The organism is Enterococcus sp. LJL51, from assembly GCF_054871795.1.
The window spans coordinates 241,063-264,469 of the sequence record NZ_JBTXLW010000001.1; the positions used below are offsets into that span (position 1 = coordinate 241,063).

Here is a 23,407-nt window from a genome sequence, read left to right on the forward strand (position 1 = left end):
AGTTCTCCTTTTCTTTACGCTCTCGATACGTATGTTCCATCTGCTGTATTGACAATCAGGCGATCTCCCTGATTGACAAAAAAGGGTACATTGACTACTGCGCCAGTTTCCATTGTTGCCGGTTTTGAACCGCCGGAAGAAGTATCTCCCTTGATATTCGGATCTGTCGAAGCTACTTCCAATGTAACTGTATTTGGTAAATCAACACCTAGAATCTCCGAGCCAAACATAATGATGTTCAATTCCATATTTTCCAGCATATATTTCAGCTCATCCTGAATTTGCTCTTCTGGAATTTCAATCTGCTCATAGGTTTCCAAATCCATAAATACATGGCTTCCACCGCTCTCATACAAATACTGCATTTTGCGGTTGTCTATTTGAGCCTTTGCCACCTTCTCGCCAGCCCGGAATGTTTTTTCCTGAACGCCGCCTGTTCTAAGATTCTTTAATTTAGAACGAACAAACGCAGCTCCTTTTCCAGGTTTCACATGTTGAAAATCAACAACACGCCAAATCGCGCCATCCACTTCAATTGTCAGTCCCGTTTTGAAATCATTCACAGAAATCATTTGTTTCCCCCTCTATCTTATATACAGCAGGTACTGTTATTTCTATATAAATCTTATGAAAATCTCCATAATAGGAATCAGCCGGTCTCGATTTGTATACGCCTCTACTTTCAGCAATATACAAAGAGTTAAAAGAATCAGCTCGTCTATTTAGCAGGATTTATACATAAAAGACAGACTTTTTACACGTTCCTAGTGTACCATTAAACAGTTGCTTACGCCACCAGAAAAGCGAAGATTCCACCAAGCTAATTGCTCTATTTTGAACAAGAAAAACAAACCGCCAGTCTTTCCAAACTGTTTTCAACTATAGCCAACTGGAAATCAAGCAGTCCTTATAAAATAATCAACTCTTTTGGTGAATGGGTCAAAACACGATTTCCTTCTTCTGTAATCAGCAAATCATCTTCAATCCGAACACCGCCGATTCCCGGCAGATAGATTCCCGGTTCGTCTGTGATTACATTTCCTGGGACAAACTGTTTTTCTGCCTTAAAGGAAACATTTGGTCCTTCATGTATTTCTAAACCAATACCATGACCAGTACTGTGTCCAAACGCATCACCATAACCGTAAGAGGCAATATGATCACGTGCCACTGCATCAAGCTGAATTCCGGTAAGCCCCGGCTTTGCGGCTTCTAAAACCTTCAACTGCGCTTCCAAAACAATTTGATATATTTCTTTCAATTTTGGTGCTGGCTCTCCTACTGAAAATGTTCTTGTCATATCAGAAACGTAGCCCTGATAATAGCAGCCAAAATCGATAGTAACAAAGTCGCCTTTTTCAATTAGTTTTTCACTGGCAACACCATGCGGCATTGCTGAACGCAGTCCGCTGGCCACAATCGTTTCAAAAGAAACACCGTATGCCCCTAATGAGCGCATATAAAAATCCAGCTGGTTTGCTATTTCAATTTCCGTCATACCAGGTTTAATTACTTTAAGAATGTGTTCAAAAGCCGAATCTGCAATGGCACAAGCTTTTTCGATAATCGCGATTTCTTCTGCATCCTTGATTTCTCTTAATGCTTCAATCATTCCTGCAACTGGAATCATATCACAAGGTAATATCTCTTCAAGCACGCTATACTCCGCAAAGCTGACAAACATTTCTTCAAACGCAATATTCTCAAGCTTTTCAGCTTCAGCCAGCTTCATTACCTCATCAAAAATCGGACCAGTATTTTTAATAATTTCGAATCCTTGAGCCTGCTGTCCCGCTTGTTCTGTATAACGAAAATCAGTAATGAAAAATGCCTTGTCTAACGTGATGACCGCTAATCCTGTAGTTCCAGTAAAATTCGTTAAGTAGCGCAGATTATATTCACTAGTTACTAAAAATGCTGAAATATTATTTTTTTTCATTTCTTGTCTCAGCTTATTCACTCTTATCATCATCAATTGTTCCTTCTTTCCTTGATTAGTTGCTTCTTTACATTATAACAAAGTTCATCTGTGAAACAACTGATTAACTATATAAGTTCCGTAAAACTATCTTTCCGTATTCTTTACTTTCTACACGCAATACAGAAAAAAACACACCTATAGGCTTACTCGTTTCGGTATATAATAGAAGGAATTAAAACAGCTATTCCGCGTACAGGCAGGTCGGACTTCCTAAAAAAATTTTCCAGCTAAATAATAGCTGAAAAATTAAGACAACCCCTCATTTATTGAAAACTATATCTTTTCTAATTTAGTTTAAAGATTTTTGCTTATCTACATATGAACGAGATTTCTTCGGTATACTCTATGTACAAATCTATCAGAAAGCTGGTGACTGATGAAAAAAATGATTATAGGATTTTTCGCATTAACCATAACTGGAATTGCTCTGGCGTTTTATGCCTTTTTTATAGAACCAAAAATGTTGACAGTTGACCGCCATACCTTAGGCAGCAGCAATAGCCAAACCGCAGTAAAGCTATTACAGATTTCAGATATCCACCTTCAAAAAAGCTATCCAACTGACCAACTAAAAAAAATCGTTGAAAAAGTTAATGAACAAGAACCTGATATCGTTGTATTTACTGGAGATTTATTTGATAACTTTGCTGCTTATGGTCCGGTAGATGAGACCATCGAGCTTTTGAATAGCATCCAAGCTCCTATGGGTAAGTTTGCTGTTTGGGGCAACCATGATTATGGCGGCGGCGCTGCTTCTGTTTATGCAGCGGTTATGGCTAACAGTGGTTTTCAACTACTGGAAAATGAAGGTGTCAGACTGCCCGTCGAAGGAAACAGCAGCTTATATTTAGCAGGAATCGACGACTCTCTTTTCGGTGCACCGTCGATGGAAGCGGCGTTTAACGGACACACTAGCGATGACTACACTATCCTGCTCAGCCATGAGCCTGATGTCACTGAACCTGCTGCCGCTTACGGTGCCTCTCTTGTCCTGAGCGGACACAGTCATGGCGGACAGGTACGAATTCCCTTCTTACCAGTAAATACTCGGCTAGCAGAAAAATATATCAGCGGTTTTTACAGCTTAGGGGAAAATACAAAGCTCTATGTCAATACAGGTCTAGGTACAACTGCCATTCCGGTTAGATTTAGAGTCCCTCCGCAAATTTCTTTTTTTCAACTATATATCTAAAGGTACAATAGAGTTAAAAAATTAGTGTTACCCAAAATTATGATAGTAGAACAAAAAATTGAATGAACTCGTAAGACTTGGAACGATTATCAGAAAATTTCTGTTTTTGTTTCAAGTCCTTTTATTTGGAGAAGAGGAATTCCACCAATTTTTCGATTGGTGTTACTTCAATCTTGTATCTGTTTATGTGCTTTGATTCTGTGTTCTTTGGCAAGATAAAAGCTCCCCTCTTGCCCTTCAGGATATTCTTGAACAATTATCAATTTGAATTTAAAGCTAGATTTAGCTATAAATATACCGACCTCCAAAAGTTAGGTTTTTCGGTCTAACTTTTGGCGGTCGGTTCATACGCTAGCTGTTTTCAGTTGTTTAAATTACAGTTTCCAATTAAAAAAGCAAATCAGACAATAATCTCCTGACTATGTTTTTCAGAATGAATCTTCGCTGTCCACGTTTCAAAGGTAACTATTACTGGTTTTTCATGTTTAAGTTCTCTTTGGTAATCACTTAACTCGTGTTCAATATCCTTTAGTGACTCTAAATACTCAACCGAGAATTTTCCTTTCAACGACATACTCTCATACTCCAGCTCTTGATAGCAGCAAACAGCCCCATTAGGATTGCGCAACAGATTCTGAACGGTTTCCCCGTCGCCATCAAGATAAAAACGCATTTTCAGCAGTCCTTCCCGCCACAACGGTCTAGAGACTGTTATAACTGATGGAAACCCTCTGTAGTCAATCGAAGCAATTAAGAAGACAGTACTTGAACTTAGCAAATGGTTGATACGATCGTGAAGCTCCATGAAGCTATCCCTCCTCAGAATCCTTACATATTTTCATTATACCAATAATTTACCAATAATAAAAAATATCTCTTTTATTTATCATTGTATCAACCTTTTGCTATAATTGATATGTTCTGTAAAAATGCCGATTCAGGAGGATTCATTCATGTTTTTCCAAAAAATTCACCATATTGCTGTTAATGCTTCTAATTATCAAAAAACAAAAGATTTTTATGTTGATATTCTTGGCTTCTCAATCATTCGGGAGAATATTAGAGCAGAGAAAAATGATATAAAACTAGACCTTAAGCTGGGATTGTATGAGCTGGAGATATTTATCAGCGACGTCTTTCCAAAGCGTCCTTCTTATCCTGAAGCATTAGGCTTGCGCCATTTAGCATTCAAAGTAGATGATGTAGAGGCTGTATGTGCTTATTTGTCGAATCATGGCGTTCTCTGCGAGCCTATTCGGATAGACGACTTTACCGAAGAAAAGATGACCTTCTTCTTTGACCCAGATGGTCTGCCTTTAGAAATCCATGAATAATCAGCTGCTCTTAGCATGAGAGAAAATGACCGGAGGCACTCAAGGTCAGCTACATTCCAATCTAAAAAACAACCTTTCAAAAGTGCCCCGTTCCGGCTTTTTCCCGGAACAGGGCACTTTTTTCCAACCTTCTCTGTTCTTAAGTTAAAAAAACGAAGAAAGCTATTTCTCTGCAATACGGAGAAAGACAATATTTAGATATAATTTGAATGTCATTTCTTTATCAAGTTTAATAACCGAAATTCCTACATCAGCAAAATCCAGTCTCTAAGCTGAGGCTGTTAATACATCCCCTTTTGCATCTCCCACTTCATGACTGCGCTTTCAATAAAAATATAGCAAAATTAAAGTAGTTTTTTAACATTATAATATCATAAACTTTTAGTTTTCAACCAAATTCTAAGTACTCTGAAAAAGTTTCTATGTATGTAAATAAAAAAGACCAAGACATTTCTTAGATTAAGAATGTCTTAGCCTTAAAGGGACTTTTCATTTAGATGAGCTTTCACTCGCTTAAGATTTATTTGAGATACTTTCTTGTACATTCGATTTTTCAACAGTATTCACTAGCTCCTTCACTCGTCCGCCGATAGTTTTTGCAAATTTTTCTGCCTGACTAATGTCCTGAAAGACTCGAGCCGCTTCTTTATTTCGTGTTCGATGTCCGTCATGACAGATGTAACCATGGAAAACCTTTACCGCATACATGTACATCCCTCCTTCCCTTTTTTTGAGCATACACATTTTTTCTTTTAAAATCAATCCTTTTGCCTTTCTCGATTCCATCATTTGAAGCAAACTTAGACATATTAATAAATATTTTTCCAATATAATAGAAACTTCAAAAATTTAAGCTGTTTATTCATAAAAATATGCCCTTTTCTTAATTATTAAAGCGGGCTACATTCAGCTATAGAACCATTTAAACAGCTTGTTTCATCGTATTTTTACCTCTTCATCAGTACTTGGCTGCCACTCCTATTTACTTAGCTTAATCTACATAATAAATAAAAAACTGCAGACCTTTTAAAAAAGGGCTGCAGCATATTATTAGTTAGCTACTGGATAAACAGAAACCTGCTTTTTGTCGCGGCCTTTACGTTCGAAACGTACAACTCCGTCAACTTTTGCAAATAATGTGTCGTCTCCACCGATACCAACATTTACACCTGGGTAAATTTTAGTTCCGCGTTGACGGTATAAAATAGAACCACCTGTAACTGTTTGACCATCAGCACTCTTCGCGCCTAAACGTTTAGATTCTGAATCACGTCCGTTGGAAGTAGAACCTCCACCTTTTTTATGGGCAAAAAATTGTAAATTCATTTTCAACATATGTCTGCACCTCCTAATTTTGAGTTGTGAGTGTAATAAATTCAGTATGTTCTTCTTCAATTGCCTGTAATCCCAGTAAGAGATTTTCCAGCAAAATCTGAGAAATATTCGTTTGTTCTTGATTAACATCGGACAACATTTCTACATACATATATCCGCCCTCTGCTTCATCCGCATCAACAATTGGTTCAAATCCCGCAAGGGCTTCAATCCCATTGACTGTGCTGACAGCAAGAACTGATACAGCTGCACAAATGACATCTTCACCGAATTCAGCGGCTTCTGCGTGTCCGGCAATCTCAAATGAAACGATTTGACCCGCTTCATCTCGTTTGAAAGAACCTTTAATCATTCTTTCTCCTTCTTTCCTATAAACAGGAATTAAGCATTGATGGCATCAATAACAACTTTTGTATATGGTTGACGATGACCTTGTTTGCGATGAGTGTGTTTTTTCGGTTTGTACTTGAAAGTTACCACTTTCTTTTGTTTACCGTGTTTTTCAACAGTTCCTTCTACAGTTGCACCTGCAACAGTTGGAGCACCTACTTTTGTAGATTCGCCGCCAACAAGGATAACCTCGTCAAAAACAACTTTTTCGCCAGCTTCTACGTTTAATTTTTCAACATAGATTGCTTGACCTACCTCAACTTTTACTTGTTTGCCACCAGTTTTGATAATTGCGTACATGCTATACAGCACCTCCTTCTTCTAGACTTAGACTCGCCATCCCAAGCGACAAAAACGTACTTAAAAACTTGTTCTGAGCGGTTGTAGCTGTGGAGTCCACAATTACAACATTAACATCATATCAAAATACACCTGTTCAGTCAATCAAAAATTGTGTTTTAGACTGTGATTTTCAGATTTCATTAAGCATGGACTCTACTTTCTTGGAACCTTTAAAAAAAAGTAATTGTATTTTTATAAAAATATCTGTGATAAAATGTTACCTGATTTATTAAGGGGGTGTAAAAATGAAAGAGTCATATTTTGATGGAGGTCTCGGCAGCTATATTCTGACTGGTATTCTTGCTTGAGCTGTAAGTTTCTTCACACTTGGTATCTGCGCACCGTGGGGGATTTGCATGATGTACAGATGGAAGATTGAACACACAGTGATCGAGGGCCGGCGCTGTCAGTTTACTGGAACAGCTATTGGACTGTTCGGCAGCTGGATTAAATGGCTGCTGCTGACAATCGTTACATTAGGTATTTATGGTTTCTGGGTACAGATTAAACTGGAGCAATGGAAAGTTAGCCATACTAGGTTCTACTAAGATTAAAATAGTTAATGGCGTTTGGGACAAAGCTTCTGATTCTATGTTTTCCGCATTTATGCATTTTCCATATATTAGAGAAGCTTTGCTCCTAATATTTACTTGTAATCTAGTGATCACAACAGTTGAAAATTAATAAAGTTTAGCTTGTGCTTTTAAGTATTTTAATGACTAATCCCAGTCTAAAATACAGTTGGATGATTCATAAAAAATTAAGTTATTTTAAACTAAAATTTCTTCTTGCAACTCCCACCGTTTTCTGATAACATATTGATGTTGCTGATTTATAGAGAGACCATGATGCAACTACTTAATTTAAAGTAAATTATGTTTGTGCTAGTAGCTCAGCTGGATAGAGCACTCGCCTTCTAAGCGAGCGGTCGGGGGTTCGAATCCCTCCTGGCACGTAATTAACCCGATTGAAGTCAACACTTCAATCGGGTTTTTTATTCTCTATTATAAAAATTACTAATTACTACGGAATCTAGACAGAAGTTTTTCCCGTTAAGTTGCTTTTTCTGTCTTTCCCTACTCTGTTACTGCTTTCAATTATCATTTTTACTTTTTTATTTTGTCGGTAATTTTTTACATCTGTATTCTCAAATTCATTGATTTTATTTAAGAAAAGACTCGAATCGTTTCAATATGCGGAAGATCTTCTGGGTAGCTACTTGACGTGTTCCAGTTAGTATAAGATCGAGAACCATCTGATTTAAAAGTTGTTTTGCGACTTTCGGTTATTTGAATATCCTTTAACAACTGCTTATCATCATAAACCTGTACTAAACGTAGCTCGTATGCGATTAAATCTCCAGTAGTATTGGCTACTTCTATGAATCTTACCAATGTATTGATGTCTCGAGTGTTAATTTTTTCTTGTGACATAAAAGTTGTACCAATATTAAACGTCAATAGAAAATCATTAAAAATCATTCTGTTAATTTTTGCATAGCCAAAGAACTTTTTGTTTGCATCACTACGATTAAAAACTACTGTAGGTGGATAGGTTGCCAATTTTGCAACCCCATTTCCTACCACAATTTTATCCTGTAAAGATGTATGAGAAAAGTTTAAGGAGCTTCTATTCGAAATACTAAAAGCTGTATCAGTATTTACAGTGGAACCAACTTCATATATCTGAGTATTGCTGCTTGTAACGCCATCTCCCAGAATTGTACATTTTTCCATACTTACACTGCTATCGAAGAAACGGAAGCACTTTGTGCCGACTTTCATTTTCGATTCTATACCAATTAACTTTGCAGTTGAAATATTATCCAAGGTCAATGCATGGCTACTTTCCTTATTTGTTAAGATCAAATTGTTTAAACTCAATTTTGATACTCTGTTGAAAGCTAACCCATGAATCGTTGCTCCATTACCTTGTATCTCTATAAGTGTTTGAACCATACTCAATTCGGCGAAGGGGTATTCACCTTCCGCCATGTATATTGTGTACATATAAGCAGCATTCGCACATGCATTAAAGCATTGATTTAAATTCTTATACGGCTTTTCCTTTGTTCCATCACTATCAAATCCTGTATAATTACAGTCAACATGATAATCAATTCGTGCGTTCGGATAATTTGAAAATGTCCTTCTTAAAATTTGTTGTGAAGAGATAACATCAAATAGGAAAATATTAATATCAGAACTTTTTTTAGATAGACTTGAGAAATTGAATGATATTAACGCGAACTGATTACCTTTTACATGGGCAACCCCTTCTAATTCATTAATATACGTATTATCCCCACTATAACGAGGAACTTTATAATTTTGAATTAGATTCCCCATATCATCAACAACCATCATACTTTCAGGATTCGATAATGGCAAATAAATATAATTATTCTGAGCACAGATATCTTGTCCAATACTATCTGTCTCAATCTCAAATCTCTTTAAAATGCTATAATCATTCAGATTTAACTCACAAATAGTTTTATTACTTTTTGCCCACAGGCGTTTACTGCTTTTATCATAGCTGATTGCAGTCAAATTTAGACTTGTTGGATAAGTCTTCTTGATTGTTAGCGTATCGTAATCAATAACTATGACCTCTTTATTTTCATTGCCCAACATAAATCCTGCAACACATAATACTTCATTAGTATCTTCTCTATATGTTAGACCATTTCCGTGCCCTAGTTCAATTTCTTTCTCTCTTAATATTTCTCCATTTTCAAAAGAAATCTCTTGCAGTAAACACATTTCAGACTCAGTACGACCATCCGTATAATGATCATTATAAACAATCAGAAAACTATTTTCTGTAGAACAAAATCCCTGAGGAACACAATATCCGTTAGTTGAATGTTGATATCTAAACTTATTATTTAGAACAAGCCCAGCTTTTGGTTCATTTTTATTGCGTTTACTTTTAATTTTTTCGTCCTGATTATCCAAACGATTCTTCAATCTAGGAAATGATCCTCGAGCATCCGTTAATTCGGTTAGAATTGCGCCTCCTGGATCGATACTTTCTAAAATTTCTCTAATTGATTCTACCCAATCTGTCCAAGAAATTTTGCTATTCTCTAACCAATCTTCATATTCCTTCTGATTTTCATTAATCCATTTTTGAAATTCTTTAATTATCATCAGAATTTCTCTTTTTGCTTCTTCATTCCATTCGACAAAATCTTCTTTTGACTTGCTCAACCATTCTCTGAAATACCGCAGGATTTCTTCAAAAGTCCAAATGTAATTACTGTCTTTAATTCCATCACCAAAAATACTTTTCTTCACTTGATAATGGAAATCTCTTGTAGAGAACTGTTGCTGCCATGTATTATCTTCTTTCAGTGTTCTGAAAGCAAAATAGGCAGTATTCTCACCAATATTCTGCATATCATAATTCGTCAAGGTATAACGCAGCTTGCCGTTTTTGGCATCAATAATCTGAGTTACTCGCTGTTCTGAAATTCCAAGACCTGAATGATGTCCCTGTTTCACACAAAAGAAGGGCGTAAAACCAGTGATATCTTTGGGCTGTCCTTTCTCTGTTACAGTTACTTCTAATGTTTGGGTTCCCTCGTCAAATTGTCGAATAACAATTGTTGGAATGTTATCGTTTGGTTGTGTTATTGACAAGAAAACCGGATAAGTGATAGTCATTCAATCACTCCTTTCTTATTTGCTTATTTTGGTGGTATAACAATGGAACTAATTTCGCTGGAAGCAACCCATGCTCGATCGTATACTGCTACAATTCTTCCTTTGCCAGCATTTTGCTCATAGGTTTGTATTCTGCCATTAGCTAACCCTTTTATGACACCTGTATGTCCGTATTGATAGTCAACATTGAAACCGCCAGCATTGCCACCACGTTTCCAATTAATAATCGCTCCAGTAACTAACTGATCATATGAAGGATTGTAAATCACTTTCCAACCAACTGCTGACCAGTTATAAGAACTACCAATATCAGCTGCTGCGTTAGTATCACCTATAACGTGACTCAAGCCATATTGTGTTCCTGCGCCTAAGCCGCAGCCGCCTAGATAGCCGCTGAATTCAGCTGAAACTGCATAACATTCTCCATTTCCCCAATAACGACCAATTAGTGACTCTAGATGGTCTAAACCAGCTTTTCCAGTTCCAGTCCCTGTTGAGGGTTTTAAATCTTTAAACTTGTTGTACCATTCCAGAGCATATCCTTGTCTTTCTGGATGTGCATTTTTAGGTCGCTCAAAGTTCATTTCAAACGCATATGCAGCGACCGCAGGATCAGAGACAGCTTTAAATCCAGTCACACTTGTTGGACTGACGGCGCCAAGCCATTGTCCGTTATACATAGACCACTCAATTAATTTTGCTTGCCCCACAGTTGATTTATAATCATCTGTAATACTCGCAGCGGCAATTAAGCGCTGAACATACTCACGCCCATCCCAAGTTTGATTACCAATCAGCGGATACATTGATCCATCCCACTGGACTAATCCATATGCGGGGCCGCCGATTTGATCTGTATCAGGATCCATCGTTCCACCGGTTTCCTGTTGGACATTCCCTAAAATACCAGCAGCAGCAGCTTTACTGTAGCCGTTGGCTAGTAAAAAACTCCATAAATCCCAAGCGAATTTATCTGCTTGTGTTGTTACTTCTGGTGGATAACCGCTGCCGGGATTGCCGCCACTGCCGCCATTACCGTTACCACTGATTTCAATACCATTCACAATCAGTTTCCCAGTAATTCGTAAATCACCACTATGGTTCCAAACACCTCTAGAATTAATCTTGGGATCATCAGCAGTAGATTCCTTTGGAATCTGTATTACATATCGTGACGACGACTCATCGTTTTCTGATTTTGAGTTAATTGAAAAAATATATCCTTTTCTTTGTAGCAACGCATAACCATTCGCTTGTCCTGTTGATCCAGAAAGAGTAGCAAAAAGTCGTCCCAGCTCTTCTTCACCATTCTTCAAGAATTTAATACTTCCTTTTGAACTAATTACGACTTGAAATAGCTGATTACTTTTTGTTTTAAGAGTAACCCCTTCTAATGTACCGGTTTTTATATAATCAGCATTAAACTGTCCATCAATTGTCCATGCCGTATGAGCCTTATTTTTATGGAAGTCACCTTCAATAAACCCGATACCATCTGAATTCATCACCAGGAAATGATTACTTGTTTCTAAAGAATCGCCATTCATAAAAACCTGCTGGTAAGGTTCTCTGGAATCTCCTTTACCAAGATCCTGCTGATTCATCAGCATAATGGAGCCGCCTTTAGCTCCCCGTATAATATCATCCTGCCATTTTGAAATTTCTTCTGAATCATAGAACGACATTTTTTTCTCATCAATTGCAGTAACAGCACCTTTTAAATCCGAAGCAGCTTTACTAATACTTTTTGTGATGTTATCTCCCAAACTAGCTTCTGTTTTTCCACTTAGGCGGTTAATTTTCACTTTGAAAATCCGGGTCCGATAATGATAATTTCTATCATATCTATGAATCGTTACAGTATTTCCTAAGGAATCACTCTCCAATGTCTGCGTTTTAAACTGCACCAGAGGGCGGGAGTATTCCACCAGCGACTGGTAGGTTCGCTGCAGCAGATTTTTAGCGTCGTCCTCATCATCAAACTGAATCACCTTTTCACGTCGTCTCATTGTTCCATTTTTCAAAGGTATTCCATAAAGTTTTGTCATTTCAGGCAGCTCAACCCAAGCTTGTCCCTTCGGCTTATCCACAGGATCACCAGCAGATTTCTGCCAAACCACAGAAGAAAAATCCAGCCTTTTTCCATAACCATCACCAACGTCTTCTCCACGGCCGCGACCGATTAGACTTGTATACACCTGATTTCTATCCTGTTCCCTAACAATATCCAGTACTTTATCGCCATAGGTAAAGCGCTTATTGCTGTGCTTGCCAATTTTTTGATAAACCTCAATCCACTTATCTGAGATACCGCTGCCCTTGATTTCATATTTAAAAAGAATCTCACAGCCATGAGTCTGCAGCTGCTTTAAAGCCTCCTTAACTGACACATAGTAGAATGTGTCAGTAATAGCTGGTAAGGCTGCTTCCGCATAGCCTAAACGCCATTCCGTACCTTGAATCAGCTTCGTCAAGGTTGTTTTTATTGCTTCATTTTTAGGACGATAGTCCTGAATTATATAAGAATCCAATTCATCAGGTGCAAACGAAATACCTGTAAAGGTTTGCTTGTTTTCCGACTCGCTATCAACTGCAATTCGGTAAAAGCTAAACGTTTTATCCTCTTCCTTAACGGCCATGTAGGCGGAATTTTTTAACTTCTCCTCGTAGACCAACGTCACATTTAGTGTATCCTTTATCAGCTCAGCCTGATTGGCTGTAATTTCTTTTTCCTGAATAACTTCAAGTAGCTTGTCTTCCTTTACCACAGAAAGCAGCTGCTGGTGTTCATCAAAAAAATAAACACTCGCATTCATAATAGAACCTCCCTATAAAAAATTTTCATCAGTCCATTAGAACAAGAGAGCCTATCACCTGTTTGAATATAGAAATTCTCAAAATCACTGTCTAAATCCAGCAACAAAGTTTTATCAACACCATTAAGAAGAATCCGGCCTTGCCTGAAATCAATTGTTACTTTATCTCCAGAGGTAAATGTTTTACCAGTCATTTTGATTTCCTTCTCACCATTTTTCACAATGAGTCCCCCAGCAACAGCCACCGTAACTTCTATTTTTTCCGGAGTAGTTTTATAGGGAAGATGCGCTGTAATCTCATTATTCGTGTTCAGCATTTGTGAATATTTTCTAGGATTTTGACAAAAAATCTCAAAGCTGGAAACAATACTATTGGTCGTTCCTGGTACCTCTTCACTGGAGTTATAAATTCCAAAATATGAATACTCCCCTTCATCCCGAAAACGGATTTCCACATCTTCTTCTCTATATAAAAGCTGCATCAATTGATGATACTTGCTTTGTGTGTCTTCAGGATTTTTCCCCATCAGCTGATAGGTAACCCGGATACTTCTTGAAGGAAGCTTCTGATTTAGCTTAATGCTGCCTGTACGGGTTTCTTGTCTTTCAATTTCCACTGAGAGCATTTCCCTGCCTGTAACTGCTAGCGTTCGATAACCTTCAATGATTTTTTCAAAATACAAGCCATCATACAGCATTGCAGAAGAAGGGAGTCTCAGCTCATCGATATGCTCTTTTTTTTCTGTGTCTTCAAAATAATACATTCGTTTTCCTCCTTCTAAAATGCAAGATTAATTTCAGAATCTCGTCCCATTGCTTCTGAAATATCACTAACAAAAGCTTGAAACTGCTGATTTCCCAGTTTGATATTAAAGGTTGCCGGCTGCTTCACAGCTTCTGAGGTCTCTTTTCTATTGGACTGAACAGAATATTCCTGCAGCGCCTGAATCCGTGCTTCTCCTGTGTCTAAAACCGGCAGCATAATCCTTGATGCTAAATCTTCCATCGCCTGATCTGCTACATAAGCCCTGCTTTCAATCCCAACGGCTATTCCTTCAGGCAGCATCTTACCAATTTCATCCCGCATTTTACGGGAAGGAGAATGAATACCGAAAAAGCCTGTCAGCATATCCATAATACCCTCACCAATATTTGTGATTTCTTTCCATATATTTTTAGCCATTCCCACGATTCCATCAATCAGGCCTTGAATTAGATCACGGCCGGCCTGCATTAAGTCTGGTACTGATTTCACCAAAGTACTAACAATTTCCATGATAATCTGACCACCAGCTGATACAATCTTCGGCAAGTTCGTTAGAATTGCGTTCACTAATGCAAGAATTAACTCTACACCTGCAGATAGTATTTCAGGAAGATTTTTAATCAAGCCATCACACAGCTTGCCGACAATCTCAATGGCTGCATCTAATAGTTTTGGCAGGTTTTCCGACAAACCATTAACAAAGGTGGTAATGGCATTGAGCGCTACTGGTATTAGTTCCGGCAGGATAGAAATGATTCCTTCTGCCAGCTTTGTTAGTATCTCAATCCCTTTATCAATAATTTCCGGTAAATTATTGGTAATATTTTCGGTAAAGGTCGTAATGATATTCTTGACCGCTTCAATAATCCGATCTTTATTTTCAATAATCCCGTTCACTAATGACAGCAGTAAATCTAAGCCTGTCAACAATAACTGGGGAGCCGCCTCAAGCAGGCTCATTGCCAATGCCTCAACAATCATAATTCCTGACTGCAGCAATGTATCCATATTATCCATTACTCCTTGGACTAGGGCCTGCAGCAGTTGAACTGCCCCTTGAATAATAACTGGCAAATTGACGCTAATTGCCTCAGCCAGTTTAGCAACTAATTGTGCACCAGAGGCCATTAAATCCGGAAGCTTACTGATAATCCCTGTAATAAATCCTGTGATGATTCCTGGTCCCTGCTCAATCGCTGTTGTCAGCATACCATTGATTTGTTCACCGAATTGGCTATTTAACATACCAAATCCGGCGAGAGCCACACCTAAAATTGCAGCGGGTCCTAAAGCTTTCAATGCAAAGCCCATAACTGATGTTAATCCTTGAACCATTGTGTTCATGGCTGTGGCACCAACAGATGTTGACTGTTTAATGCCATTCCCGATACCGCCAAACGCTTTTGCTAGTAAAGGAACATTTTGGGAAGCATTACTCAAGCCTTCGGAGATATTTCCAAAAAAATCAACCGCCGCTCCTGCTCCTGTTCCTAGACCACTCAATGCAGAGTTAACGCCGTTTCTCATTCCTAACATGGTTTCAACCGTCCTAGGAGCAAGATTGCCAATTGTTCTTGCAACATCATCTGCAAATCCGCCTACACCAGAGTCAACAGCGCTAAAGACAGATATTATCTTGTCGGGTATATTGCTGAAAGACTGTCCAAAGCCGTTAAAAACTTCGCCAGCTTTTTTTGTAGCACTTTTAGACGTCTCAGCAAATTTATCAAAATAGCCACAAACTGTATCAAGCTTAGGTCCGGCCACGTTACTAAAATTCGTAAAATGTTCCTTAATATTGGATAGGTCAAACGCGCCAAAAGCAGATTCCAAATCACTGACTTTTTCTTTCATCCCGTCAAAAGTATCACCTAGGCTACTTGCCTCTGAAATAGGATCAAAAAAGGTGGTTAAGGCACTTTGTAAATTCTCAAATGAATTTTTGGTCTTCTCAACAGGAGTCTGTGGCTGCTCCGCCATTTCTGTTAATGCATTGCCTACTTGTACACTCATTTGTATCATTTGACCCAATGAACCATTGATTGCTGCTGAGGAACCTGTAAATGTCCCCTTAAAGGATTCAATTGCGGCTGCATTTACTGACAATGCGATACCGAAGGACTGCAGACTTTGACTCATTACTGAAAATTCAGAAGTCAAGCGGCTGCCTAGCTGATTCAGCTCAGCAATTGATGAACTATCGATTGCCAGTTCATTTTTTAGTCCTGTAACTGCCTTGTTAACATTAATAAAACTCTGTACCAGCAGCTGAGATTCTTTATTCAAAGCAGCAAAAGCCGAGCTATCAATTGCCAACTCATTACTCATTACTTTACTTAGTAGTAGGTAGCTTTGAGTAAGCTGCTGAATAATCTGCTGTGCTGCTGCGCCTTCTGTAGACAGGGCGCCAAAAGAGATGCCGGCTTCTGTCAAAGCTTTTTGAAATCCTGCAAAATCACTGGCAGATGCAGCCTTGTTTAGTGCTTCCACCTGCTTACTGATAGCTGAAAAGCCTTTGCTCACTTTGGAAGTATTTGATAGCGGCTTCAGCATTTTTTCGAAATTTTTAGTAACTTTCGCTGTCTGCTTGTCTATCTTTTTCATCAGCTTCATCGCTTTTTTTATCGAGCGGTTAAAGCGTTTATCTTTTACCAGTAACGTTGTAGTTAAGTTATCCATTTCTCACACTCCTTTCTATGAATTGAAATTCGCAATCCAATTTTGGAGATTTTTTGTATCAGATGGCTGTTTCTGTTTCTTTCCAAGTATCTTTTGTTCTGCTTTACGGTAGTTGAAGAATTTCTCAAATGTTCTGAATACCGGGCGCCCTTTTTTCGTTTGTCCTGCCATTACATTTGCCCAGGCCTGCATATGAATTTCATATTGGCGATCAAGCATTTGCAGCTGATAGGCCTTCATTCTGAGCTCATATTCCGGGACTGTCATCCGATCCACAAGCAAAAAGTCTGTAATTTTCAAAAATCGAAAGCAATTCAGACAAACTTGTTCATAGATTTCACTAAAATCAACCTCTTCGGTTCGTTCTATTCCTGAGCCTCTTCGATCATTTTTCTCGTCATGATTCCCGTAAATTCCGACTTTTTTAGCTCTTCAAGAACATCCTCGAAAAGCTTTTGAACACCATTTACTTCCACATACTCTTCAAGTTCCTTCACAGTAATTCTTGGGTTTTCTGTCATATTGGCAATCAGCAATACCTCAAATAGCGTATCAACATCTGATAATAGTAAATTGGAAAGTACTGCTCCCACTCCAAGCTTAAGCTGCATACCATTGCGCTCGATTGAATAGCGTTTATTGATTTCTTTTAGAAAGCCATAACCAAATCTAAATTCCGCTGTTTTTTCATTAAGTGATAATTCCATTCTTCTTCCTCCTAATACTTGGAAGAGACAGTTCATTGCCTCTTCCAAAATCAAATTGCGTATTTTTATTTTTTATTGTTACGGATTTGGTTCAACTTTTACCGTATCTTTAAACGCATAGTCTCCGCCTTCAGAAGTATCCAAAGTTAATGAAGCAAAACCATTTTTACCAGTTCCTTCAACGGCCCATTCCAAAGAGTATTCCACTTTATCTTCTGCCGTATCTGTTTCTTCAAATGATGTAAAATAGCCCTCAAAGTATTTTGCTTTGAATTTATCCGAATTCGAATCTGTACCTACTTCTTTTGTGTTGATGCGCCAAATCTGCACACGTTTATTATCATCCATCGCTGCTTCCAGCTTATCAATCTGATCTGAACCAATCTTATACAAAGTTGTTGCAGTCACCGTTGTTTCAGTTGCTCCTGGTGTAACTACGCTACCGTCTTTAGTTACAGTTGACTCACTTTCCTTTGATTTTGAATATCCATTTTCTGTACTATAGGCTAATCCCCATGCATCCTCGTTTCCTTCATCCTCTGCTAAACGAAAACGCCATACTACATCGATACCACTTAGTGCTGTCATGTTTAATTTCCTCCTCAAAATTCATTGTATTTCTTTTCCTGTTTTTCTTGTTTCAGCTGATTGAGACAAGAGTCAAGCTGATGCTTCCGCTTCTGTTCTTCTCCTACCCTCTTTTGTAATTTTTTTATGATTCTATTTTGCTTTTGAATCTCCATATTTTGATTATTAATTATTTCAATGGCAGATTTCCCAAAAAAAGAAACATCGGCTTTCATCTATTTTTCTCCTCTCATTTAAAGTCACGGGCGACTCCCGAAAAAGAACGTACGTTCGTTACAAGAATGATTATATCCGCTATTGAAAAGAAAAAACTCCCATAATACTCGCAAAAAACTGTCAAAATAAATCAATATTTATTTCAACGCTTGTAAAAAACGTCAAAATAAAAAACGAGCACTAAATCCCATGTACAAGATTTAGCGCTCGTTCAAGTAAATATATTATTTCTTCTATTTGATTGCTCAGCAATCCGTTGAGTCTGGGACATAACTAAATTCCCAGACTTTTAGTATGCTTAAATCCGAATAAACGGTGAGACAGTAACACATACGAGCACTTAATTGCGACGAGTAACCGCAGGAGTAATTTCTTCGGCAATAAACCGGAATTTAGCAAACATTTGTGGAGCACCAGGTAGGAATCAGTCAACATCGAATGGTTTACCTTCATGTTGACTGTCATTTTCGTAATTTCCTGCTTAGTGCTTTGAATCACTGTGATTACTTCCTACGTAAGTAGAACAGATGCTGAAAAGTACCTACCGGGTGCTTGAAGCTGACCGCTTCTGTTCCATCCTCTTGTCAGCTTGGTTTTGTAACAAGTAAGTAAACACCCTTGTCACTTTTTTTCTTTGCTTCTGCGGTTCTCCGCTTGGCATCAATCGAGCAGGCAGATGTATATACAATATCACCCTCGACAGCAACTAAGGGATCAATCAACCGCAACTTCTTTTTTTGAAAAATGTCAAAGGGTTCATTCTCATCAACTAATTTAAAAGCAACCCGCGTGTAAAATAAACAGAAAAGTTCATCTAGTTTTGGATCTCCAAGTGCTTTAAGTTTATTCAAAACCTCAGTTTCAGTTTTCATGAGATCCTCTGTGGATAAACAACCCTGTTCTAAAGCATAGCTTAGCAGTCGGCCCATGATTTCATAGCCGTACATATTCAAAGGATCATAAAATAAATCCAATACAATTTTATAATATTGCTTAACAAACCACTCTCCAGCTGAAACGCTTTTCAACACAATTTTGCCTTCCAAGAATACTATCTCTGAGAGAAAATCATGAATCTCATTTAAATCAGTTTTAAAATAGCGGTAAACTTCTCGCAGTGTATAGTCAATCCGGTCTGCACAAAGCAGAGGAGCCGCCTGTTCCAATCGAGTCCATTGACAATCATCTAAAAGGATTTTCTCATAATTATAGCCATAACTACTCAAAATATCAGGAATTGAACTTTCGCTTAAATATGTCTGTTTGATTTCCTCATGATAGTCTTCCTGTTGTTTATCCATAACTAAATCAATTACATGAGAGAATATCGTATGAGAAATATCATGAAGCAATCCTGCAATTTGTTCCTCGACGGAACCACCCAGCTTTCTGACAAGAAGCATTACACCCACAGAGTGCTCATATCTCGTCTCATTCCAAACAGGATTCAATAAATAGGATGGACCAATCATATGAATATCCTTTAGACGCTGCACCTCTTTACTATAAATCAAGGCGGTTAAAACCTCTTCTATTTCGTATTCTCCATAAAGTTCATCAGAAATGTCCATTTTCTACTCCCTCCTCCATGATGAATCCGCTGCTTCATTCCACCACAGACTTTTTCAATACAAATTCTCTCATATTCTGAAAAACCAAACAAGTAGAGCCTTTGAGCAGTTCATTGATAGTCGGCTCTTAATCTATAGGCTATAGCTAATTTCATGGGAAAGGACTATAATCATCTAAAAGGTTACTTAAAGGAGTTAGCTATCATGTTCAAAAGGGATTCTCAGCATTTTAAATAATCAATTATTCCTGCATCTAATCAAAAATATTTAAGCTCTGAAAAGAAGTTATATGAAAAATTTGGAAAGACGCTCTCTCGAAATCCAAACGATTTGTTGACAACCGAGGATGGAAAACCAAGCCATGACTATATGATTCTCTTTGATAAAGGAAAGCCTGATACCTCTTTTTCCACAGCTCTTCTAGAATTAGGCGAATGGCAGGATTATGGTTCCAAGCTCTATCGAATCAACACCTTAGACGATAGCGTAGTAAGTATAGAACTGATTTCATCTGAACTAAACATTGATAAAAAAGAATTCCTTGTTTCCCCAGCTTCTGTGAGTTTCTATTTTCCCCATATGTAAGCTTGTATGGATTAGCACGATTTATTGAATCAAAAACAGAGACTGGAAAATATATTTTCTAGTCTCTGTTTTTGGTTCATTTATTTAAACTTTTATGATTGACTTCTACTAAATTCCTAATGAGAAAACCCACTCAGATAGTTCCTTTCTACGCTTGGCTTTAGGCTTTTTCCCTTTTAATCTTGTCAATTGTAATGAACCAACAATGCGTTCATCTTCAGGAATACCAATTGACTGCTGAAACTCACTATCAAAAATATTTTCTGTTGTTCTCCAGGTGATGCCAATCTCTACTTCCCATGCCGCTAACTGAATGTTCTGTATAAATGCTGCTGTTGCCAGCACGGCTTCAAAATCAGCTTTCTCCACTCCTGTAGTTTTACTTGTTACAATCAAGGAAAACGGAACTTTTTCAAAGTATTCTCTAGACTTATCTTCTAGTTCAGAGATTCTTTCAGGCCCAAAATTTTTCCACAGATTAATTCTTCGATAACATTCTAATATCCGGTCAATATAATGTTTATGCGCAGCTTTTCCCTGCAAAGTATAAACCTTCCAAGGCTCTGTTTTCGAATGAAACGGAGCATATGCAGCCGTCTCAAGAATCTGTTCAATCTCACCAACAGACAGCTCCTCTGGAGAAGTCTGCCTAATTGTTCGCCGTTCACGAATTAGTTGTCTCATTGTCTGACTCATTTATAACACCCTTCACTATTGATAATCATTCTCAATTAAAGGAAATATATCAGAGATTGGTTATGGCGTCAATTTTAAAGTATTTTACTTAAGTCTCCAGCTTTTAATGATACAGCATTTCATGAGCGATATCTTCTCCAGATAATTTCTGCGGATAATAAGTTGGCCAGTTATCCAGTTCCTTTAACAACTCTTCATGAGACTGGTCACCAAAATACAGATGGTAATGAGCAGATTGCTCAGATGCAATGATATGATCACTAAATTGAATCGATTGAGGCGCAGTTTTATCGCCTTCAATTTTTGTAAATAAATAACGGACGCCCTTTTTACCAGATTCATACGTTAAAATTCTATAGCCAGCATATTCATAAGTCCCAGAGCTCCAGTTTCCGTTTTGATAAAATGACACTAGATTTTGATAGATATCAATTTTTTCAACATCTGTCTGGTATCCGACTGCATAGTATTCTTTGTATTCTTCTGCTGTTTTTTCAACGTTTTCTTTTGCCTTGTCCTCAAATACCTGATTTAGTTTTCCAGCTTCCAAATAAGGATATACAGATTGCCACTGACCTTCCCAATCTGTTAACGACCGGTCTTCAACTTCTGAATCATCAAAAATTCCCGAAGCGGCCCTCTCATTATGGGAATGAGTATGGCTGTCTCTACTTTCCTTTACGCTGCCAGCTGAGCTGGCTTTACTTTCTTCCGCTTCAGAAAGGTTCCCCTTGTCGGAAGTCATTTTTTCTCCGCATCCTGCGATAAAAATAACTGTAATAATAGCTAGACCTGCAATAACAAATCCTTTTTTCAAATAAATTCCTCCTGAAAACAAATAGTAATGATTACGATTTATAATATCATACTAAAATTTTACTGTAAATAAAAAATTTTTTAACTGTATTACCTCGATCTACACATAAAAAAGACAGATGCGTTTTTTCTCATCTGCCTTCCTTATCCATCTGTTTTTACTTCACACACTATTTATTCAATCGTTCAGCTAATAAACTTGTTAAAATCTCCTTCTCAGATTTGCTGGAAAAATCTGTCATGAGCTCGTTAAGGTAGGCATTGATTTCTTTAGTCTGCCAACCAAGAACAGCTTTTAACCGCTTCTCCTTCACTGCAAGAACAGCTATACAATCTAGAAAGCTTTTTTGAGACCACTGCTCAGGCTTTATCAAATTGTATTTTTTCTGAAAATTCTCAATATTTTGTGTAAATTTTTGCTTTTGAATATTTTTCTTGAAGCTTTTTTCTACATGACTCATTTGAAAAGATACATTATTTATTTTCTTCAATTGTTTGATTCTCTCGATTTCTTTGCAGACAATCGCTTCCAGCTCTTTAATATCACCAAACAGCTGAGGAGATGATGCGTGAAACGACAATAGATGCTCCAGCTTATCTTCCATTTCTTTTTTTGCAGTATAAAAAAGCTTCATCAGTATTTCAACTCTTTCCAGTTGAAACACTTTTAATAAAGGATTCAGCTCCGAGTGTCTAATTTTTTCTTGCTGAATTCTTAAGTCTTCTATTCGTTCTGCCCACTCCCTGATTCCATCAGATAATTCCCCAGATTGTAAGCTGCAGTAATCGACACAAAATTTGTATTCTTCCGGAAATTGCTTATTTGCTGCTACATTTTTTTCTGTAAGCAACAGTATTCCGTGAATTAATGGTAGATAGAGTTGAGCAAAGTAGTTTTTGGCCTCTGTATAGACGTTTCCCTCAAGTGTTTTATCCGCGATAAACTGCTGCAGATTCCCCTGTAGCTCCCTATACCCAGCCTGCTGTCGCTCACAAAAAGAAATAATCTGGTGTGACTGCTGTTCAACAGAAGATAAGTATAATGAAACATTCATCTATATATCCTCCAGCCTAACCATCATGCGTCTCTTTTCGTAGTAAATCTCATTTTCCCGACTCTCAAACTCTTTTTTTCTTCGAATCAGTATATCTTTTTCTTCTTCCATTCGTTCAAAGATGCGTTCCTGCTCCATCTTTACTTCTGTACATATCTCATCAAAGACTGGCTTCGACCGACTTTCATGAAACATCTCCTCCAGCTTAAAAAATAAATGGGAGGATTGATGAAAAATCCCTTCATATCCTTCTTGAATACGGTTCATTTCACGTTCCGTCTGCTCTGCTTTATAATGTGCATTTGCGACTCTGTTTTCTTCCTGTTCAAGTTCAAATAATAGTTCATCTTTTGTCTTCATTGCCATATCCCCGTTCTTTCGACGCTTGTTTGGATAGATTGGTCAGCTTTTTCCAATTCAGATGATACATTCAGGAGATTTTTAATATCTTGTGTAATAAGCGCATTGATTTCTTTGCTGATTTCGTTCAGCTGTTCAACAGAAGACTGAGCAGAAAAACTGGCAGCCACCGTTGTCTGATAATCCAGCTCAATTGCAGCTGTCTCATTTATATATTTAAGGGAAGAAGCTATTGTAGAGACAAACTCTTTTACCAGTTCGGGTTGATTACTCATCCGCTCCATTATTCTCTCTCCTTACAAACGTC

At 37.8% G+C, this 23,407-nt stretch carries 25 protein-coding genes, 1 tRNA gene and 1 other annotated feature; of the genes, 5 read left to right on the forward strand and 21 right to left on the reverse strand.

The features are described from left to right. Positions 1-14: 14 nt before the first annotated feature. On the reverse strand, positions 15-572 hold the full coding sequence (efp, locus tag ACYSNQ_RS01115; protein WP_426080926.1) for an elongation factor P: 558 nt from the start codon (positions 570-572) through the stop codon (positions 15-17). A 335-nt stretch (positions 573-907) separates the two neighbouring features. Then, on the reverse strand, positions 908-1,972 hold the full coding sequence (locus ACYSNQ_RS01120) for a M24 family metallopeptidase (protein ID WP_426080927.1): 1,065 nt from the start codon (positions 1,970-1,972) through the stop codon (positions 908-910). Positions 1,973-2,357: 385 nt separating this feature from the next. Here ACYSNQ_RS01120 and ACYSNQ_RS01125 point away from each other — a divergent pair, with 385 nt between their 5' ends. Then, positions 2,358-3,173: a metallophosphoesterase gene (locus tag ACYSNQ_RS01125; RefSeq protein WP_426080928.1), complete on the forward strand. Its 816-nt coding sequence runs from the start codon at positions 2,358-2,360 to the stop codon at positions 3,171-3,173. Positions 3,174-3,573: 400 nt separating this feature from the next. Here ACYSNQ_RS01125 and ACYSNQ_RS01130 read toward each other — a convergent pair whose 3' ends face one another. After that, positions 3,574-3,978 carry a pyridoxamine 5'-phosphate oxidase family protein gene (locus ACYSNQ_RS01130; protein ID WP_426080929.1) on the reverse strand — a complete coding sequence of 135 codons (405 nt, stop codon included), beginning with the start codon at positions 3,976-3,978 and terminating at the stop codon, positions 3,574-3,576. Positions 3,979-4,126: 148 nt separating this feature from the next. On the opposite strand from ACYSNQ_RS01130, the gene gloA2 reads away from it, so the two are divergent. Then, positions 4,127-4,507, forward strand: coding sequence for an SMU1112c/YaeR family gloxylase I-like metalloprotein (gene gloA2 / locus ACYSNQ_RS01135; RefSeq protein ID WP_426080930.1), 381 nt, complete (start codon positions 4,127-4,129; stop codon positions 4,505-4,507). 513 nt (positions 4,508-5,020) lie between these two features. Here gloA2 and ACYSNQ_RS01140 read toward each other — a convergent pair. From ACYSNQ_RS01140 to rplU, 4 genes are all read right to left on the reverse strand, one after another. Then, a complete protein-coding gene (locus ACYSNQ_RS01140) occupies positions 5,021-5,215 on the reverse strand; it encodes a hypothetical protein (RefSeq protein WP_426080931.1) in 195 nt (64 codons plus the stop codon). Positions 5,216-5,557: 342 nt separating this feature from the next. Continuing rightward, on the reverse strand, positions 5,558-5,842 hold the full coding sequence (rpmA, locus tag ACYSNQ_RS01145; RefSeq protein ID WP_202064294.1) for a 50S ribosomal protein L27: 285 nt from the start codon (positions 5,840-5,842) through the stop codon (positions 5,558-5,560). A 13-nt stretch (positions 5,843-5,855) separates the two neighbouring features. Then, complete coding sequence (locus tag ACYSNQ_RS01150) at positions 5,856-6,194, reverse strand: ribosomal-processing cysteine protease Prp (protein ID WP_426080932.1); 339 nt, start codon at positions 6,192-6,194, stop codon at positions 5,856-5,858. 29 nt (positions 6,195-6,223) lie between these two features. Then, positions 6,224-6,532: a 50S ribosomal protein L21 gene (gene rplU / locus ACYSNQ_RS01155; protein ID WP_426080933.1), complete on the reverse strand. Its 309-nt coding sequence runs from the start codon at positions 6,530-6,532 to the stop codon at positions 6,224-6,226. A 19-nt stretch (positions 6,533-6,551) separates the two neighbouring features. After that, positions 6,552-6,625 (reverse strand) — a sequence feature (ribosomal protein L21 leader region). Positions 6,626-6,906: 281 nt separating this feature from the next. On the opposite strand from rplU, the gene ACYSNQ_RS01160 reads away from it, so the two are divergent. Together ACYSNQ_RS01160 and ACYSNQ_RS01165 are read left to right on the forward strand one after the other, a co-directional pair. Then, the gene (locus ACYSNQ_RS01160; RefSeq protein WP_426081155.1) at positions 6,907-7,122 is read left to right on the forward strand and encodes a DUF898 family protein; all 216 of its coding nucleotides are present in this window, start codon (positions 6,907-6,909) and stop codon (positions 7,120-7,122) included. 333 nt (positions 7,123-7,455) lie between these two features. After that, positions 7,456-7,529, forward strand: a tRNA-Arg gene (locus ACYSNQ_RS01165). Positions 7,530-7,740: 211 nt separating this feature from the next. Here ACYSNQ_RS01165 and ACYSNQ_RS01170 read toward each other — a convergent pair. The 9 genes from ACYSNQ_RS01170 to ACYSNQ_RS01210 all read right to left on the reverse strand — a co-directional run bounded on the left by ACYSNQ_RS01170 (position 7,741) and on the right by ACYSNQ_RS01210 (position 19,588). Further along, the gene (locus tag ACYSNQ_RS01170) at positions 7,741-10,245 is read right to left on the reverse strand and encodes a phage baseplate upper protein (RefSeq protein WP_426080934.1); all 2,505 of its coding nucleotides are present in this window, start codon (positions 10,243-10,245) and stop codon (positions 7,741-7,743) included. A 23-nt stretch (positions 10,246-10,268) separates the two neighbouring features. Next, positions 10,269-13,061, reverse strand: coding sequence for a phage tail spike protein (locus ACYSNQ_RS01175; protein ID WP_426080935.1), 2,793 nt, complete (start codon positions 13,059-13,061; stop codon positions 10,269-10,271). Beyond that, positions 13,058-13,825 (reverse strand): distal tail protein Dit, encoded by a 768-nt coding sequence (locus ACYSNQ_RS01180; protein ID WP_426080936.1) that lies wholly within the window; start codon positions 13,823-13,825, stop codon positions 13,058-13,060. The genes ACYSNQ_RS01175 and ACYSNQ_RS01180 overlap by 4 nt, the downstream gene beginning before the upstream one ends. 14 nt (positions 13,826-13,839) lie before the next feature. Then, positions 13,840-16,506, reverse strand: coding sequence for a phage tail protein (locus tag ACYSNQ_RS01185; protein ID WP_426080937.1), 2,667 nt, complete (start codon positions 16,504-16,506; stop codon positions 13,840-13,842). Positions 16,507-16,521: 15 nt separating this feature from the next. Next, entirely contained in the window at positions 16,522-16,773 is a 252-nt protein-coding gene (locus ACYSNQ_RS01190) for a hypothetical protein (protein ID WP_426081156.1), read from the reverse strand. A 98-nt stretch (positions 16,774-16,871) separates the two neighbouring features. Beyond that, complete coding sequence (locus tag ACYSNQ_RS01195; RefSeq protein WP_426080938.1) at positions 16,872-17,213, reverse strand: tail assembly chaperone; 342 nt, start codon at positions 17,211-17,213, stop codon at positions 16,872-16,874. A 78-nt stretch (positions 17,214-17,291) separates the two neighbouring features. Next, positions 17,292-17,801: a phage major tail protein, TP901-1 family gene (locus tag ACYSNQ_RS01200; protein ID WP_426080939.1), complete on the reverse strand. Its 510-nt coding sequence runs from the start codon at positions 17,799-17,801 to the stop codon at positions 17,292-17,294. 14 nt (positions 17,802-17,815) lie between these two features. Continuing rightward, a complete protein-coding gene (locus tag ACYSNQ_RS01205; protein ID WP_426080940.1) occupies positions 17,816-18,016 on the reverse strand; it encodes a hypothetical protein in 201 nt (66 codons plus the stop codon). A 585-nt stretch (positions 18,017-18,601) separates the two neighbouring features. After that, positions 18,602-19,588, reverse strand: a complete 987-nt coding sequence (locus ACYSNQ_RS01210; RefSeq protein WP_426080941.1) for an HD domain-containing protein — start codon at positions 19,586-19,588, stop codon at positions 18,602-18,604. A 330-nt stretch (positions 19,589-19,918) separates the two neighbouring features. Between ACYSNQ_RS01210 and ACYSNQ_RS01215 the strand changes: the two genes are divergently transcribed. After that, positions 19,919-20,173, forward strand: coding sequence for a hypothetical protein (locus ACYSNQ_RS01215; RefSeq protein WP_426080942.1), 255 nt, complete (start codon positions 19,919-19,921; stop codon positions 20,171-20,173). A 108-nt stretch (positions 20,174-20,281) separates the two neighbouring features. On the opposite strand, the gene ACYSNQ_RS01220 is transcribed toward ACYSNQ_RS01215, so the two are convergent. From ACYSNQ_RS01220 to ACYSNQ_RS01240, 5 genes are all read right to left on the reverse strand, one after another. Then, a complete protein-coding gene (locus ACYSNQ_RS01220; protein ID WP_426080943.1) occupies positions 20,282-20,869 on the reverse strand; it encodes a nitroreductase family protein in 588 nt (195 codons plus the stop codon). A gap of 103 nt (positions 20,870-20,972) precedes the next feature. Next, positions 20,973-21,686: a metal-binding protein ZinT gene (locus ACYSNQ_RS01225; RefSeq protein WP_426080944.1), complete on the reverse strand. Its 714-nt coding sequence runs from the start codon at positions 21,684-21,686 to the stop codon at positions 20,973-20,975. Between the two features lie 169 nt (positions 21,687-21,855). Next, on the reverse strand, positions 21,856-22,740 hold the full coding sequence (locus ACYSNQ_RS01230) for a hypothetical protein (protein WP_426080945.1): 885 nt from the start codon (positions 22,738-22,740) through the stop codon (positions 21,856-21,858). Then, positions 22,741-23,100 (reverse strand): DUF3958 family protein, encoded by a 360-nt coding sequence (locus ACYSNQ_RS01235; protein ID WP_426080946.1) that lies wholly within the window; start codon positions 23,098-23,100, stop codon positions 22,741-22,743. After that, on the reverse strand, positions 23,097-23,384 hold the full coding sequence (locus tag ACYSNQ_RS01240) for a TIGR04197 family type VII secretion effector (RefSeq protein ID WP_426080947.1): 288 nt from the start codon (positions 23,382-23,384) through the stop codon (positions 23,097-23,099). The genes ACYSNQ_RS01235 and ACYSNQ_RS01240 overlap by 4 nt, the downstream gene beginning before the upstream one ends. Positions 23,385-23,407 lie beyond the last annotated feature (23 nt).